At 38.3% G+C, this 15,746-nt stretch carries 11 protein-coding genes and 1 other RNA gene; 5 read left to right on the forward strand and 7 right to left on the reverse strand.

Going from position 1 to position 15,746, the window contains the following annotated elements:
* Positions 1–14: 14 nt before the first annotated feature.
* The 3 genes from XM47_RS04440 to tusA form a co-directional block, all read right to left on the reverse strand.
* The gene (locus tag XM47_RS04440; RefSeq protein WP_048690222.1) at positions 15–2,048 is read right to left on the reverse strand and encodes a putative bifunctional diguanylate cyclase/phosphodiesterase; all 2,034 of its coding nucleotides are present in this window, start codon (positions 2,046–2,048) and stop codon (positions 15–17) included.
* A gap of 173 nt (positions 2,049–2,221) precedes the next feature.
* Positions 2,222–2,404, reverse strand: a complete 183-nt coding sequence (locus tag XM47_RS04445) for a hypothetical protein (protein WP_048690224.1) — start codon at positions 2,402–2,404, stop codon at positions 2,222–2,224.
* 205 nt (positions 2,405–2,609) lie between these two features.
* Entirely contained in the window at positions 2,610–2,852 is a 243-nt protein-coding gene (tusA, locus tag XM47_RS04450) for a sulfurtransferase TusA (protein ID WP_048690226.1), read from the reverse strand.
* Positions 2,853–3,007: 155 nt separating this feature from the next.
* Between tusA and XM47_RS04455 the strand changes: the two genes are divergently transcribed.
* Genes XM47_RS04455 through XM47_RS04470 form a run of 4 tightly spaced genes read left to right on the forward strand, consistent with a single transcriptional unit; the run spans position 3,008 to position 7,586 of the window.
* Complete coding sequence (locus tag XM47_RS04455; protein WP_048690228.1) at positions 3,008–4,888, forward strand: GNA1162 family protein; 1,881 nt, start codon at positions 3,008–3,010, stop codon at positions 4,886–4,888.
* Between the two features lie 10 nt (positions 4,889–4,898).
* Positions 4,899–5,867: an LPP20 family lipoprotein gene (locus XM47_RS04460; RefSeq protein WP_048690229.1), complete on the forward strand. Its 969-nt coding sequence runs from the start codon at positions 4,899–4,901 to the stop codon at positions 5,865–5,867.
* A 57-nt stretch (positions 5,868–5,924) separates the two neighbouring features.
* Positions 5,925–7,154, forward strand: coding sequence for a glycosyltransferase (locus tag XM47_RS04465; protein WP_048690231.1), 1,230 nt, complete (start codon positions 5,925–5,927; stop codon positions 7,152–7,154).
* Positions 7,155–7,181: 27 nt separating this feature from the next.
* Positions 7,182–7,586 carry a DUF2750 domain-containing protein gene (locus tag XM47_RS04470; RefSeq protein WP_048690232.1) on the forward strand — a complete coding sequence of 135 codons (405 nt, stop codon included), beginning with the start codon at positions 7,182–7,184 and terminating at the stop codon, positions 7,584–7,586.
* 329 nt (positions 7,587–7,915) lie between these two features.
* Here XM47_RS04470 and ssrA read toward each other — a convergent pair.
* Positions 7,916–8,281: a transfer-messenger RNA gene (gene ssrA, locus XM47_RS18835) on the reverse strand.
* A 58-nt stretch (positions 8,282–8,339) separates the two neighbouring features.
* Positions 8,340–10,868: a reprolysin-like metallopeptidase gene (locus tag XM47_RS04475; RefSeq protein WP_048690234.1), complete on the reverse strand. Its 2,529-nt coding sequence runs from the start codon at positions 10,866–10,868 to the stop codon at positions 8,340–8,342.
* A 227-nt stretch (positions 10,869–11,095) separates the two neighbouring features.
* On the opposite strand from XM47_RS04475, the gene XM47_RS04480 reads away from it, so the two are divergent.
* Entirely contained in the window at positions 11,096–13,267 is a 2,172-nt protein-coding gene (locus XM47_RS04480) for a YgiQ family radical SAM protein (protein ID WP_048690236.1), read from the forward strand.
* Positions 13,268–13,362: 95 nt separating this feature from the next.
* On the opposite strand, the gene XM47_RS04485 is transcribed toward XM47_RS04480, so the two are convergent.
* Together XM47_RS04485 and XM47_RS04490 are read right to left on the reverse strand one after the other, a co-directional pair.
* Positions 13,363–14,595 (reverse strand): heme biosynthesis HemY N-terminal domain-containing protein, encoded by a 1,233-nt coding sequence (locus XM47_RS04485; protein ID WP_048690237.1) that lies wholly within the window; start codon positions 14,593–14,595, stop codon positions 13,363–13,365.
* A gap of 16 nt (positions 14,596–14,611) precedes the next feature.
* Positions 14,612–15,742, reverse strand: coding sequence for a uroporphyrinogen-III C-methyltransferase (locus tag XM47_RS04490; protein WP_172656503.1), 1,131 nt, complete (start codon positions 15,740–15,742; stop codon positions 14,612–14,614).
* Between the last annotated feature and the right edge of the window lie 4 nt (positions 15,743–15,746).

Consider the following 15,746-nt stretch of genomic DNA (forward strand, 5'->3'; position numbering starts at 1 on the left):
GGTGTTATATTCTCCTAAATAACATTTTGTTTTGGTTGCCATGTTTTAGCCCAGTTAATAAAGCCGTGCAACTCAATGGGTTTAGAGTATAAAAAGCCCTGAGCATAATCACATTCAAGTGCGATTAATCGGCTTTCTATTGCTTCTGCTTCTATGCCTTCGGCTATTATTTTGAAACCTAGGTTTCTCGCTAAATCAATAATGCTAGTGACTATCGTATTATCTCTATTACTCGTGGTTAAATTAGCAATAAAGCTTTGATCAATTTTTAACCCTGCAATCGCTAAGTTTCTTAAACTAGCAAGTGAAGTAAACCCGCTGCCAAAATCATCTAGGTAAACGGCAATACCCATTTGATCTAGCCTTTGAATCACAGCGTGACTTTGTTCTGGGTTGTTTGCAATAACAGACTCTGTTATCTCCAAAATTAAGCTAGAACTTGGCAAATTAAATAGCACTAATTGCTCTGCGATATAATCAACAAATTCATGCTGAAGTAAATCTTTACTTGAAATATTAATTGAAATGCTCAAATTTAATGAAGCTTGTTGCCATTTGCTAACTTCTGCTAAGCCTGTTTCAATTACCCACTTAGAAATGCTATGAATTAACCCTGTATTTTCTGCAATATTGATGAACTCAGCAGGCGCGATTAAACCTTTGCTTGGATGTCGCCACCTAATTAATGCTTCAACAGAGACGATTTCTTTACTTGATAAATTCAAAATCGGCTGTGCAACTAACTCTAGTTGCTCTTTATTTATCGCATCGGGTAATTGAGCAGCGAGCGATTTTTGTTGTTTATTTATTAAATCATATTCAAGATTAAATGGATTAATCAGGTGTGGATTTGGATTGTTAGTTAAAGCTAAGTTGGCTTTATAAAATAAAGATTCAAAATCTTCTCCATGATTTGGGTATACAGCGTAGCCAAGCGAAGTCGAAAGTGAAATTATAATGGACTCATAAGGAATAGGCTCAGGTAAAACCTGCATAATTTTTACGGCGATTTTGTTTGGTAAGTCTCTGTCTTTGGTTATGTTTAACCAGAATGCAAATCGAACGCCAGAAATATGGGCAAGTTTTAACTCATCTCTGCTTTGTTCTAATACTGGAATCTCTGCTATTTCGGTTAACTTTTGATTAATCCGTAACCCAGTTTGAATCAAAATGGTATCGCCTGTCGCGAACCCTAAAAGTTGATTAATACTGGATAAATCTTCTATTTTTAACACCACTAAAGCATAAGTATCTTGGCTAGATAGTATGTTGCTTTTAAAGCTGAGCGCTAAGGTATTTTTATTCGCTAAACCCGTTACTGGATTTATATATTCAGATTCAATATTAGAGGCAGCCGTGTTTTTTGCTGCTGTTCCTAAATTAAATGAGCAGCTTTCTAAGCATTGTTGACTGAATTTAAAAAACAATAAAATAGCACTTAGATTAGCCAAAATTGAAACTAAATCAAAATCAATATGTAGCTTAAATTCAATGAATATTGAACTCAAAACTAACATTAATGCAGAGGTAAAAATTAAGCTGTCTTTTATTTTTATCAAGCAAAATGAGGCAAAACAAACCGCCAAAGCGATATTTATAAGATTAGCGGCAAAGTTAGAACTAAGTGCCAAGAACTGGTTCAGCGCAAAAAAAGTCGGAACAAGTAATAAACTAATGGCTAACCAGCGCCATTTTTTATCTAGCTTATTTAATCCGAGTAAACAGGCAAAAAGGCTAATGAGTCCAAGAGGAAAAAGTACCTGAGTGAGATAAATTTGAGTATCTATCGACTGGCTTAAATTTAATAAACAGGTAACCCCAATAAAGATAGAGAATAAAATCGCAGTTGGGGCTGATATTTTTCTGAGTACGATTAAGCTAAAGCCCAAGGCTAGTAATAAGCAAGGAATAAAAATAACAGAGATCAGATTTAAACTGTCAGTAAGACTGTCGACTTGAGATAGAGCAGGAAACGAAGTTAAGAGCGTAATCAGTGGTAAAAAAAGATACTTTAGGAAACTTTTAGAAGATTTAATCAGCGAAGTCATTAGATGAAAGTCTCTGGGTTAGTTAATTTGAAAACAGTGGCGTTTGCCACTTATTCATATTTACTACCCTCAATGCTAATGTCAAAATTTGAAGTTAAAATTCAGGACTTGTTCACACAGAGGGCTATACCCAGAGCTTAGCTTGTTTAGAATAGAAAATCACCCAGCGATGATTATAAACCACCAAGGCGTTTAGCTAATTCTTTATATTTTTCTACCGCGTCTTTTTCAAAAAGAGGAGAGCCTTCGCTGTCTTTGTCTTTTGCTACAAGTAAATGTTCACGCTCTAATCTAAGCACTCTTAAATCTTGCACACCTAGAAATTCAGCCACTTCTTTCACTGTCATTAAACTCATTTTAGTACCTGCCTTATTTTTGTTATGTATTTCGGGTTAGCAACACATAATCTAAATTTGATGAATTAATATCAAAAACAATAGATTATTATGGGGCGCTTTGCCAAAAAATGAGAACTTAAAAATTCAATATATTAAAAAAGTCTAAAATAATCAAAGTAATATATATTTTGGTAATGAGAAAACAGTTTTATTCAAATTTGGATTAACTGCCTTTTTTGATTAAATACTGAAATGGTCGAGTTTCAACTTGCTGAGCAAGGAGCTGATGATCCATAAATCGACAAAAGCTGGGGATATCACGGGTTGTTGATGGATCATCCGCTTCTACTAGTAAGGTTTCACCAACATCTATCTTTCTGACGGCTTGCCTAACCATCATCACCGGCTCGGGGCAAAGTAGCCCTAATGCATTTAATTTGTGATCTGCTTGTTCGAAAATTTTCATTGAATATTAGTTAATGTATTGACGCGTTTACGATATAGTTTAACTGAAAAAGAATTTTTTAACATATACAATCATCTTGCTGGTTTTTTAGTCAATTAGTTTGGCATTGAGCTACAATTTAAAACAGAAAGTTTGTCATAAAAAAAGGACAAAACATGTTAATTAACCGAACCAAATCGCTCATATTAATCATAGTATGCTTTTGTTTAATGAGCTGTGCTGTCAGCAATAGAGATACTATTTTAACGACAGAGCCTTTAGATCAAGTTGAGAAACTGTTTAAAGACGAAAAAAAACAAATTGAATTAGAACAGGATGAGATACCTAAAACCATAGCGGTATTACCTTTCAACAACTTAACTGAATCTGATGGGGCATTTGAAGTTGTTCGACGTGTTATATATAACCATATAGCGTCTAAAAATTATCATATGCTGCATTGGCAGGCTGTAGATGACAAATTAAGTTTAGCGGGAATAGATTTAGCACAAGCTCATCAAATGGATTCGGCTAAACTAGCCGATATATTAGAAGTCGATGGGGTTATCTTCGGGGATATTAACCATTTTGAACGAATTTTTGCTGGCATAGTTACACAAATTAAGGTGGGTGTAGAGCTAAGGTTTTACAATAGGAATGGCCAACTACTCTGGCAAGAGTCTGATACAGCAACAAGTCGAGCTGGTGGTATTTCTGTTTCCCCAATTGGACTATTACTCAATGCAGCTGTAGCAACCTTACATTTAAAAGAAGAAAATTTATTGCGGGCTGCTGACGATGTAGGCCGAGAGCTAGCCAAGGTGATGCCTCAACCTAAAAGGTTAGCAACTGCCGCTGGACCAAGTATATCAACCGTAATCCATAACGGTATTAATAAAACGCTTAAATATGGCGATTTACTGGAAGTAGGGCTGCAAGGTCAAGCTGGTATGCGTGCCCAAGTCAATATTGAAGGGGTTGGTAACTTTGATTTACAAGAAGTTGAGCCGGGTGAATATTTGGGCAAAATCCCTGTCTCGAAAAAAGCGAATGCAAAAAAGGTTGTGGTTGAAGGTGTGCTGATGGATCAACAAGGCAATATTAGTCGTTGGTTAAGTCCATTTGGATTAGTGACTGTCGATAATATAGCCCCCACAGCACCTCAAAATCTTAATGCGGCCGTGAATGCTAAGGCTGTTAATTTATCATGGCAAGCCGATTTGACCGATGAAATTGCAACTTACCAAGTTTACTTACTCGATACAGAAACAAAACAAAAGCAATTAGTTAAATCGACTCAAGAAACGCAATTATCAATTTCTAACTTAACTAATTTTGTCGATTATCAATTTGATGTCGTTGCGCTGGATCAAGCTGGAAATCAGAGTGAAGTGAGTCGAATAACAGCCAAACCAGTGCCTGATGCAGGTTTTAATCAATATGCTGTGCTTGAGCCTAATCTGGCAAATGTAATACAGGAAAATTCAATATTAAGTAAAGCGCAAAGCCCGTATTACTTAAATCAAACAACTCGCTTAAATGCCAATGCCACTTTGCTTGTTGAACCCGGTGTTGAAATTATCGCAAGTCGGAATGCAAACTTAACCGTTTTAGGATCTTTAAAAATATATGGAGAGTCTAATGCGCTTGTAACCGTAACAGCAGCGGATAAATCCGGCTTTAGACAGTTTTTAGCTTTAAATGGTCAAGCGAGCGTCATGATAGATTATTTAAAAGTTGAAGGTGCAGACGTGGCTATTACTATACAAGCTGGAGAAGCGAGCATTAAAAATAGTCATTTTATCAACAACCAATTTAGTGCCTTTGATATTTCAGGTAATGCAAGACCAAGCATACAAAATTGTGAAATTTCAGGTAGTTTTACCGCGGGGATGATTATCTCTGGTCACGCTATCCCTAAAATAAACAACAATAAATTTATTAATAACCAGCCATTCCACATCCAAAGCTCAAGTATATATGAAATAGACGCGAGTAATAACAAATGGCAACCAGCCGCTGATTCGTTAACGGTTCTGGGTAAAGTGAAATATTAGGGTTTAATCAATGAAATTTAAAATAACAGCTTTTATTTTTAGCCTTGCTTTTAGCCAAAATAGTTTTGCTGAAACAGAATATACAGAATTTGTCGGTGCGAATGGTTCTGTAAATTGGACGACAGGTAAAATTAGCGCGATTGGTATGGGCGCAGCGCCAAGTAATAAACCACCACATGTGATCCCTTTGCTATCTTGTCGTGCTGCAATAGCTGATGCACAAAGGAATTTACTTGAGTCGGTTAAAGGCGTTCGTGTCGAGGCATCGACAGTCGTTGAAAAATACATGCTAGCAAACGACACAATCACAACTTCGGTTCAAGGTGTTGTACGCGGTGGGCTGATTATGGAAAAAACACCGTATCCTGACAGTACATGTAAAGTTGTCATTGAAGCGCCGCTCAGTGGAACTTTATCAACTAGCATTTACAAAGATTTATTTGAACAGCAAACGCAGAAATCTGTATTTTACAAAATGTTGGATGGTTTAGGTGAGCAACTAAGTTGGTTAGCTCCGCAAAAAGCTTATGCTTTTAGTGAGCAAGACTTACTTTCAAAATATCAAGCTTTAGAACTGAGAGTGCAGCAGCTGGAAGGTCAACTCGGGAAAATGCCAACCAATGCTAATTCTGCTGTTCAGTATCAACCAACTGGGCTAGTGGTTGATGTAAGAGGCAGCCACTTTAGACCATCATTAGCGCCTAAATTAAGAACCGACAAAGGCAAGTTACTTTATCCAACTCAAGACGATAAAGACACTATTTTAGCGAGTGGACGGCTAGTTTCATTATTTACTCGTGATTTACAATTTGCACAACGTCACCCTAGTATTGGTGATAGGCCTCTTGTCGTAAAAGCAAACCGAGCAGGTAAAGATAAAACAGACGTATTATTTAACCCTGAAACATCAGAAAAACTCAGTCGCTTATTTGCCAATATCAAAGGAACGGATTTAGCAGTTATTATGGTTTTAGACTAGCTAACTATGCCAAAAAGCCAGTAAAATGGCTTTTTGGATTTATACAACGACATCTTCATGAAGCAACTATTGGTGATCGGCTATGTTTGGCCTGAACCTAATTCATCTGCAGCTGGGCGTAACATGCTTACTTTGTTACAGTTTTTCCAACAGCAAAACTATCAAATCACTTTTGCGAGTCCAGCCGCTGAAAGCCCACATAGATTTCAATTTGAAGAGTGGGGCATAGCTAAAGCTGAAATTGAGTTGAATAACGAAAGCTTTGATCATTTTGTCTCAGCCCTAAATCCTGATGTTGTGTTGTTTGATCGCTTTATGATGGAAGAGCAATTTGGCTGGCGAGTCAGCAAACATTGCCCTAACGCAATCAAGATTTTAGATTTAGAAGATCTGTGCTCTCTACGAAATGCAAGGCAATTAGCTTTAAAGCAAAACCGTACATTAAATGACATTGACTATAAATCTGAGCTAGCTTTACGTGAAATTGCCGCAATATGGCGCTGTGACTTAGCCTTGGTGATTTCTAGCTTTGAAATGGAATTACTCCAAACCAAATATAGTTTACCTGCCGAAAAGTTATTTCACCTGCCTTTTTTGTTAGACGAAATGCCAGAGCCAGCAAGTTGGCAAACTTATGACGACAGGGCTCACTTCGTCACTATAGGGAATTTTAGACATGAGCCAAATTGGGATGCGGTTTTGTATTTACAGCAAAAGATTTGGCCTTTAATTAGAGCTAAACTTAAACACGCTGAAATGCATATTTACGGCGCCTATGTGCCGAAAAAGGCAACTCAATTAAACAACCCAAAACAAGGATTTTTAGTAAAGGGCTGGGCAGACGATGCTGAAGCTGTTGTCTCTAGTGCTAGAGTTTGTTTGGCACCGTTAAGATTTGGCGCAGGATTAAAAGGAAAGCTATTTGAAGCCATGCTGGTCGGTACACCAAGTGTAACAACACCGATTGGCGCAGAGGCTATGCACGCAGATCTTACTTGGCCTGGCGCAATCGCCCAAACAGACGCTGAATTTGCTGAAGCCGCAATAAATTTGTATCAAGACAAAAGCGTATGGCAGCAAGCACAACAACAAGGAAAAACCTTGTTAGAGACGTTATACTTGGCTGAGCCACATATTAATAGCCTTAAACAAAGTATTAAATTGATTGAAGAAAACTTAGAAGATTTTAGAAATCGAAATATCATAGGTGCCATGTTGCAGCACCATACAATGAAAAGCACGCAATACATGGCGCAATGGATTGAAGCGAAAAACAAAAACACCTAATTCATTTAAAATTAAGAGAAGCATATTTTGCAAACCAATAACCCTGAAAACACAACAGTATCAACAGCTAAAACCGAAATTGAATTTTACCGTCAAGTTGCGCAAACAGAATCTTTGTTCAGCATAATCGACGACAAAGGTATACCAACTCCTACTGGGGATGATGGCTTAAAAGTAATGCCATTTTGGTCAAGTGAAGCTGCAGCGTTAGACTTTATTCAATCAAACGAAGGTTTTACCCAATTCCAACCTTATCCAATTGAGTGGTCTATTTTCCAAGACAAATGGATTGAAGGCATTGCCCAAGACGATTTATTGGTTGGTTTAAACTGGCAGAAAATTGATGGCGAAAACTGCGTAACAGAAGTAGAGCTTATGCTAAAAGGCATAATAGAAATGCTAAAAAACAAACCGATTAAAAAAGCTAAGTAGCTGAATTTCAGTGCTCAGCTACTGCGTTTTAACCTAAATCTTTGCTTATTACCTAATGTAGTACCAGTGTGTAAAATTTGTGTGGTACTACAAGCGGTACTACATGAGTTGCTATATTTATTGACTAAAGCGGTAACTTTCGAGACGCTCATTTTTTAGTAACACGAACTTAGCGACACAAGAGCTTATGTTACTACAAATGTTACTATAAACTTTGTATGTGGCTAAACTCGAAAGGGTTTTAAAGAGCTTATTGTCAGGCTATGTTGTTGATTTGTTTTATTTTAGGCATAAAAAAAGACATCCTTGGATGTCTTTAATTAAGTGTTTGGTGGAGCCGGGGGGATTTGAACCCCCGTCCGGAATACCGCCGTCCTCGGTACTACATGCTTAGTTTGTCTTTAATTTCACCCAATTGCTGCGAACAAACACGCCACAGTTAGGCTATCCTGAATTAGATTTCATGCTTCAACTCTCAGGCGGGAGCATCCACACTATCTTGTTTGGGTTTGAACTTCTGTAATTCCCCGTCTTACAAGCGGAAGCTAGGGCAGAAGTGCTCTGAGCAGGTTATTAAGCTGCTAGTGCGTAAGTTTCGTCGTTTGCGACTATTTTTTTGCGGCTTTTTACGTGGCCAACCGCCCCACGACATGCACCTTAGAGTTTGTGTAACCCGTCGAATCCTAATCGACCCCGTTGGATATCCAACTTACTCTGTAGTTGCTGCAAATATACCGCTAATACTTAGCTATATCAATCTTTATTACGCTTTGTAAAACGAATCAGCACTAAAGGTAACAGCAAAGTGAATAATACACCGCCACTACCACCGCTGGTTTTTATCGTAATGTCTGGTTCTGCTTTAGCTGAAACATTCACTGTGACAGATGCACTGTCAGTGAGTTCGCCGTCAGTAATTTGATAGCTAAATGTTTCTGTACCCGAATTAACTCCGGGCATAAAATTGATTTGATTATTAACTATGCTGATCTGCCCTAAACCTTGGTAGTCGGTACTTGAGATTGTTAACGATGAGCTGTCTATGTCAGCATCGTTACTTAATACATCAATGGTAACCGTTTCACCTTCTTCAACTCGGGCAAAATCAGAACTAGCTGTTGGTTTGTCATTTATGTTTTCAACTGTAATGCTGGCATTAAATACTTCGCTGGTGCTGCTGCCGTCCGTCACTGTTATCGGCACACTTAGTTGACCAAAAAAATCGTCTAAAGGCGTAATCGTGTCACCATTCACTTGATAGTTATCACCGGCTAAAACTTTAAGTTGAAATTGATTACTATCTTGATCTGCTATGGTAAATTGCGACAAGCTAAAAGTGAAGGCATCTTCTTCTAAAGTCGATAGGGCTTGTTGAGCTGTTATTTCTGGCGGCTGGTTTATGGCTTGTTCATTTATGGTGAAAAAACTAGGAGACAGATTGAAAAATATATTGTCGTGACAAGCCACCATTATTTTCCCCAAGCTAGTTGTTAAATTAGGTAAGTTCACTTGTGCTGAACCTGAGTTAGCTTGCTGTGTCGCTATGTTTGTAAAGCTATCAGTACCATCTGTTGAAATAGATATATCGACACTACTACAGATTGATCCTGTGCCTTCTACGTCCCATTCAATCTGTACTAAGTTACCACCCATGAAAACGCTTGAGTCGTCAGGTTTCGTTACGGTAAACGGACCAAATGCAGAATTCACACTGATAGTGGTTGTATCAATATTAACACCACCAACTTGGTCTCGAACCACAAAGTTAAAATTTAGCTCTCTGGTATTGGTTGCTAGTATTTCAGCTGGGGTGCTCCGGCTAAATATTAAATCATTTATATCTGGTATATATCTAATTCCTGTGTCTTTGGGTAACCAGTTTCTAAAAATCGGTCCATCGCCATTATTTGCCCAATCAGATTTACTTGAGGTCTTTGTACCTAAATCGAATTGCTCCCATGAATAACTTAGGGAGTCGTTGTTTAAGTCTGTTGCTGTCCCAGTGAGCTTAAACGGTGTGCCTGCCGGAATCGTATAGTGATTTCCTGCATTTGCGGTTGGTATCGCATTTGAGCTGGTTGACTGTGTACCGCAATTTCGGCCCAAGCCAGAGGTGATAAAACTACTCACTTGTTGGATACTTTTACTGTGGAAAACCGCTAAGGATGAGTTTCTAACATTTTCTTCACCACATATACCAGCATATCCCATTATGGTAACGCCACTACCGATTTCATAGGCTGCAGAGTTGTTACGACTGGTTTCACAGTCTGATGCTGTGGCATTAAATGTATGGGTGGCGCCAAACTGGTGGGCAATTTCATGCGATACATAGTCTATGTTGAATGCGTCTCCGGTTGGTCTTCTTATGCCAGTAAGCCCTTTCGCTTTTGAGCTTCCGCAAACTGCTCCTACTTGGGCTAAACCACCACCTTCTGTCGTGAATAGATGACCTATGTCGTAATTATTTCTGCCAATTGCATTATCTATTTCTGTTTGTGCTATCGGTAGATCTGCGTCTGGATCATTATTTTCGAAAGGGTCAGTGTTTGTATCTTCAAAAATGACTAAGTCATTGTTTGCAACTATGCTGAGTCTAATTCCAAAATCTCGTTCAAATATTTCATTGACTCGATTGATGCTGGTCACTATGCCATTCGCAGCATTGCTTTTACTTCCATAAAAATTTGTGTATTGCCCTGTAGCCGCAACGGCAATTCGATAAGTGATAATAGAGCTTGTTTGGTTCGCACTACCTAGCGCACCTCTACGAGCTAGATTGGTTTCAATTGTTTGCTGAATCACTCTATCTTGAATGTCACCAGCCTGTTCGTATTGATAAACTTGGTAACCTGAGTTGTCTTTAATTGGATCTAGATATAGTTTTTTGCCATCTAGGATATAGACCGCATGAAGGCCATTTGGCCCTGTGTCAATTCGGGCTGTTTGATTCTCGTCATTTAACCTGTGGGCTTTAAAGCTTGCTATGTTTGGATATTTTTGCTGAAAATCTAATTCGTAGACAGGATCATAATGAGCTAAAAATTTTACGGTTTCACCCGTAAGGTCGGGCAACTCTAATATTACTTTTTCTGTTTGATTGGCTTTTGTTAGTGATAATAGCTTTTGTTGTAATTCATTTATCTGGCTATTTTGTAAATAAACGGCATTGGTGTTTTCTAACACAATACTGCTATTTTGTGTAGGCTTTGCTTGCAACCAGTTCCCAACCGCAACAAACGAAACCCAATAACAGCTCAAAAGTAAGATAAGTTTATTCATAGTCGCCAGCAATTACGGATTTGGAATCTTATTAATATTAACTTAAGACGAGAATATTGCACTTTTGGTTGCACGTTTTGTGACTTAATATACGAATGCCCCCATCATTAGTTGTTTCAGTTATTCTACGTTTTGTTATTTTTAATCCAATTCGATTTTTACATTCAATATCTATTGTTTAGTTACTTTGCTAAAATGCGCGCTGATTTATTGGTTGTGGTGGTGTTATGCAAGCTGAACGCATGCGTGCGGATAAAGATTTATTCTCGTATCAAAAATATTGGGCAGAGTGTTTTGAACCTGCGCCTTTTTTACCTATGTCTCGTAAAGAAATGGATAAATTAGGCTGGGATAGCTGCGACATTATTATTGTAACTGGGGATGCTTATGTTGATCACCCTAGTTTTGGCATGGCTGTTATTGGTCGAATGCTCGAAGCTCAAGGTTTTCGAGTTGGTATTATTTCTCAGCCTGATTGGACCAATAAAAATGATTTTATGAAGCTAGGCAAACCCAATTTATTTTTTGGTGTGACAGCTGGCAACATGGACTCTATGATCAATCGTTATACGTCTGATCGAAAATTAAGACATGACGACGCCTATACTGCTGGTGATATCGGCGGAAAACGCCCAGACAGAGCCGTAACTGTATACACCCAAAGATGTAAAGAGGCTTTCAAGGTGCCTGTTGTGATAGGCGGTATTGAGGCGAGTTTACGTAGAATTGCCCATTACGATTATTGGTCCGATAAAGTTAGACGTTCTGTTTTATTTGATTCTAAAGCTGATTTGCTCATTTACGGTAATGCGGAGCGACCGTTAGCTGAAATTGCACATGGCTTTGCAGCGGGTAAAACGGTTGCTGAAATGCAAGATATTCGCGGCACTGCTGTTTTACGTAAAGAAGCATTGCCTGGCTGGTATGGGGTTGATTCAACTCAATTAGATAAATTAGGTAAAATAGATCCTATACCGAATCCTTATGAGATGATTGATGAAGCAAGCTGCGATTCTAAAAAGGAAGAAGTAGAAGAAGTTAAAGCTGAAGTCGTTCAGATTCAGCCCGCCAAAAACCGTCGCCCGTGGGAAATGACTTATGTTAATTTACCACCATACGATGTTGTGCGAGCTGAGAAAGTTCATTACGCTCATACATCTCGTATTTTACATCAAGAGACTAACCCAGGTTGTGCCCGAGCGCTAGCTCAGCGCCACGGTGATCGTATTGTTTGGGTTAACCCGCCAGCTTTTCCATTAGAAACGTCAGAGATGGATGCTGTGTTTGGCTTGCCTTACGCTCGTATTCCACATCCTGTTTATGGCAATCAAAAAATACCTGCATATGACATGATTAAAACCTCGGTTAATATTATGCGAGGTTGTTTTGGCGGTTGTACTTTTTGCTCTATTACTGAGCATGAAGGGCGTATTATTCAAAGCCGTTCAGAAGATTCAATTATTCGTGAAATTGAAGAAATACGAGACAAAGTGCCTGGCTTTACTGGGGTTATATCTGATTTAGGTGGCCCTACGGCTAATATGTATAAACTCAGGTGCAAACATCCTAAAGCTGAACAAACATGTCGACGCATGTCTTGTGTATGGCCTGATATTTGTGGTCATATGGATACAGATCACACGCCTACGATTAATTTATATCGAAGAGCTCGCAAAATTAAAGGCATTAAGAAGATTCTGATTGCCTCTGGTGTTCGTTACGATTTAGCGGTTAAAGACCCTATGTACGTTAAAGAATTAGCAGAGCATCATGTGGGCGGGTATTTAAAAATAGCGCCAGAACATACCGAAGAAGGCCCTTTAAACAAAATGATGAAACCAGGTATGGGGACATATTATAAGTTTAAAGAGTTGTTTGATAAATACTCTCGCGAAGCAGGTAAAGAGCAATATTTGATACCTTACTTTATATCGTCGCATCCAGGTACGACAGATGAAGATATGGTGAATTTAGCAATTTGGCTAAAGACCAATAAATTTAAGCTTGATCAGGTACAAAACTTTTATCCTTCACCTATGGCCAGTGCGACGACTATGTATCATAGTGGCGCGAATCCATTACACAAAGTGAATCATAAAAGTGAGAAGGTATTTTCTCCAAAAGGGGATAAACAGCGCCGCTTACACAAAGCTTTGTTGCGATACCACGATCCTAAAGGCTGGCCACAAATTAGAGATGCATTAAAACAAATGGGTTTATCTAAATTGATAGGTAATGGTGCGAATCACCTGGTGCCATTTGGCGACGATAAAAAAGGCAGCAAGCGAGCTAATACGAAAGGCTTTCAAAAAGGCGCGACTCGTTTTAGTAAAGACCAAACCTTTAATAAAGCGGCTAAGACTTCCTCTACCAAAACATATGCCAAAAAACGAAAGTAAATTGAGCGCATAAATCCAACTGGAATTGCGTTAATACGGCGGTAGATATAACGAAAGCGGTAAGCAAAACTTACCGTTTTTTTTGTGGTTTTGATTTATGTTCTTTCAGTCGCTATTTCAGCTAAGAAAGCATCATTTGATGAATTACCTGAAGGGTTTAATGCCATAGCTAAACCATGTTGGTAAGCCGATTTTGCTTGGCTAGCCATGTTCTGTTGTTCATAAATCGCACCCAATAACGCATATTTTTTGGCGGATTTTTCTACTTTAATACTGGCTTCAATTGCTTGCTGCGCCAATTGCCAATCATAATTTTTGGCCGCACAAATCCCTAATGCAGTTAATAAGTTGTCGTTTTCAGGGTGTGCTTTAATTTGTTTTTCTAAGTAGCTAATTAACTTGTTAGGTTGTTGCAGTGGTAAGTTGTATAAACTAGCAATAACTTGCTCTGACACATCTGCCTTTAATATTTTAATTAAAGCTTTCTCTGCACTTTCGTGCTCAGCCGCGGCCACTAGTGAGGCTAGATAATAATTATCTGCGATTGGACTCGTTTTAACCCATTTTTTGATTTGTTTATAAAGAGACTCTATCTGAGTTTTATCACGATTCTGACCGGCTTGCTCAAAAGCTGGCTTAAATGAGATGTAAACTAGAGTATTAAATTGATTTAAGCTTAAATCTGAGTGCTTTCTTAATTGCGGTAGAAGCGCTCTAAGCTTATCTGCTGAATTTGCTTCCTGATAGACTTGCGCTAGTAAGTTAAGTACATGAGCATCTTTAGGATGCGCTTGGTGCAGTTCTTCACATAAGCTGATGGCTTTGTCTTGCTTTTCTTCTGTGACTAAGCTTTTTACCATAGCCAGTTTTTTCTGCACTTCATCACCATGTGATTCAGCTTTTAACAATAGCTGGGCAACTTTTTCTGGCTGGTTTAAATTTTTATTCGCTTCCGCTGCAACTAAGTAATGCGTTGATTCAATCGGGCTTTTGGTTGCATTTTTTAAGCTTAATTTTTCTGCAAGCGCAAAATCATGATTAAACAAAGCTTGTAGTGATTGTTGTAAGGTTAATAAACTTTTTTGCTTGGCCTTTTTTTCACGCCATTGGCTGAAGTTGCGCTTACTATTAAATATTAATCGCAACATGATTTGGCAGGCTTTTATCCCTATATATGCAATGAGCAATACAAAGAAAAAACCAAATAAGTTCATTTCCCACGTCCATCCTGAGACGGAAATTAAAACATAGCCTTTTTCTTCAGCTAGCATAGAACCGAAAGCTAGTAAGCAACAAAGTGCGAAAAATGCTAAAATGAATCTGATCATTTTATCAGCCTAATCTTTATTCGTTTAAGTTAGTATCTGCATTCGAATTATTACTGATACTAACGAGTAATTTCTCTGCTTCAATTAATGAATTTATTTTTAATAAGTTGTAGTTTCGGTTTAGCTCTTGCTCGTGTAATCCGGCTAGTTGCACCAAAATATTTTTGATTGCAGGATCATCCTTTTGATAATAAAGCGTTATCCAATCTAGAGTTTGTTGAATGCCAACACGATACACCTGTTGTTTTCTGTGAAGTGCCGCCCACTGAACCTGATTTAATTTACTAATTAGGTTTTGTCTGATGTTCGCTTCTTGTGCCGGCGTTAGCATAGCTTCTGCTGTTGCTTCTCGTTTTTTCGGTAAGAAAGACTCTAAAAAATCCTCAAATGAATTAGTCAAATTACTCATACTAGGTGTATCTGTTATTTCTTTCTGTGCAATTTCTTGTGTTAGTTTTGGCAGTTGAGATTCGTTTAGCGGCAAAAACATGACTTGGCGAATTAACTCTGTGATAGTGAAAAATATTCCTTCAATATCAGCCTCATTAATTGATTCAACCGTACCTATATCATCGGCAATAATTTGTTTTAACTGGAACCAGCTTGCTGAGCTAATATCGTTTGCCCTTGCTTGTGCAAGTCTTAATGTTGCTATTGTGCTTTGTTTGTCTTGTTCTATATAAAGCTTTCTAGATGCTAGCGTAATTAAATATTTTACGTCAATTAACACTGATTCTTCAGTCGATGTTGATTTCTTTGACGAGATTTGGTCTAGCGCAATTTGTGTGTCTTGGTTACGTTTATCTATGTCGTCATTTAATTTTTGGCTTAAGGTGTCTAAACGACGAGTGATGTCATGATTGATAGCTTCTTGGCTATTTTCTACAGCATTTAATACTGCTGATTGTCTTTGGTCTAATAGGGCTTCTAATTGAGTTTGTTGCCAATATAGCCAACCAGATAAACCAGCTGCGCAAGCTGCTATAAGTAGGGCGAATATGCCACTATAACTGATGCCACTTTCTGGTTTATCTTCAACTTCAGGTTTAGCCTGAGCTTCAACCTTTGAATGTGGAATTGTGTTTTCAGATGTTGCTTCGACTCTTAGTTCAACAGGCGCGCTTATTTCTTCTTTTTTGTCTGTCATAGCC

The organism is Catenovulum maritimum, assembly GCF_001050375.1.
In the GTDB taxonomy this organism is placed as follows: domain Bacteria; phylum Pseudomonadota; class Gammaproteobacteria; order Enterobacterales; family Alteromonadaceae; genus Catenovulum; species Catenovulum maritimum.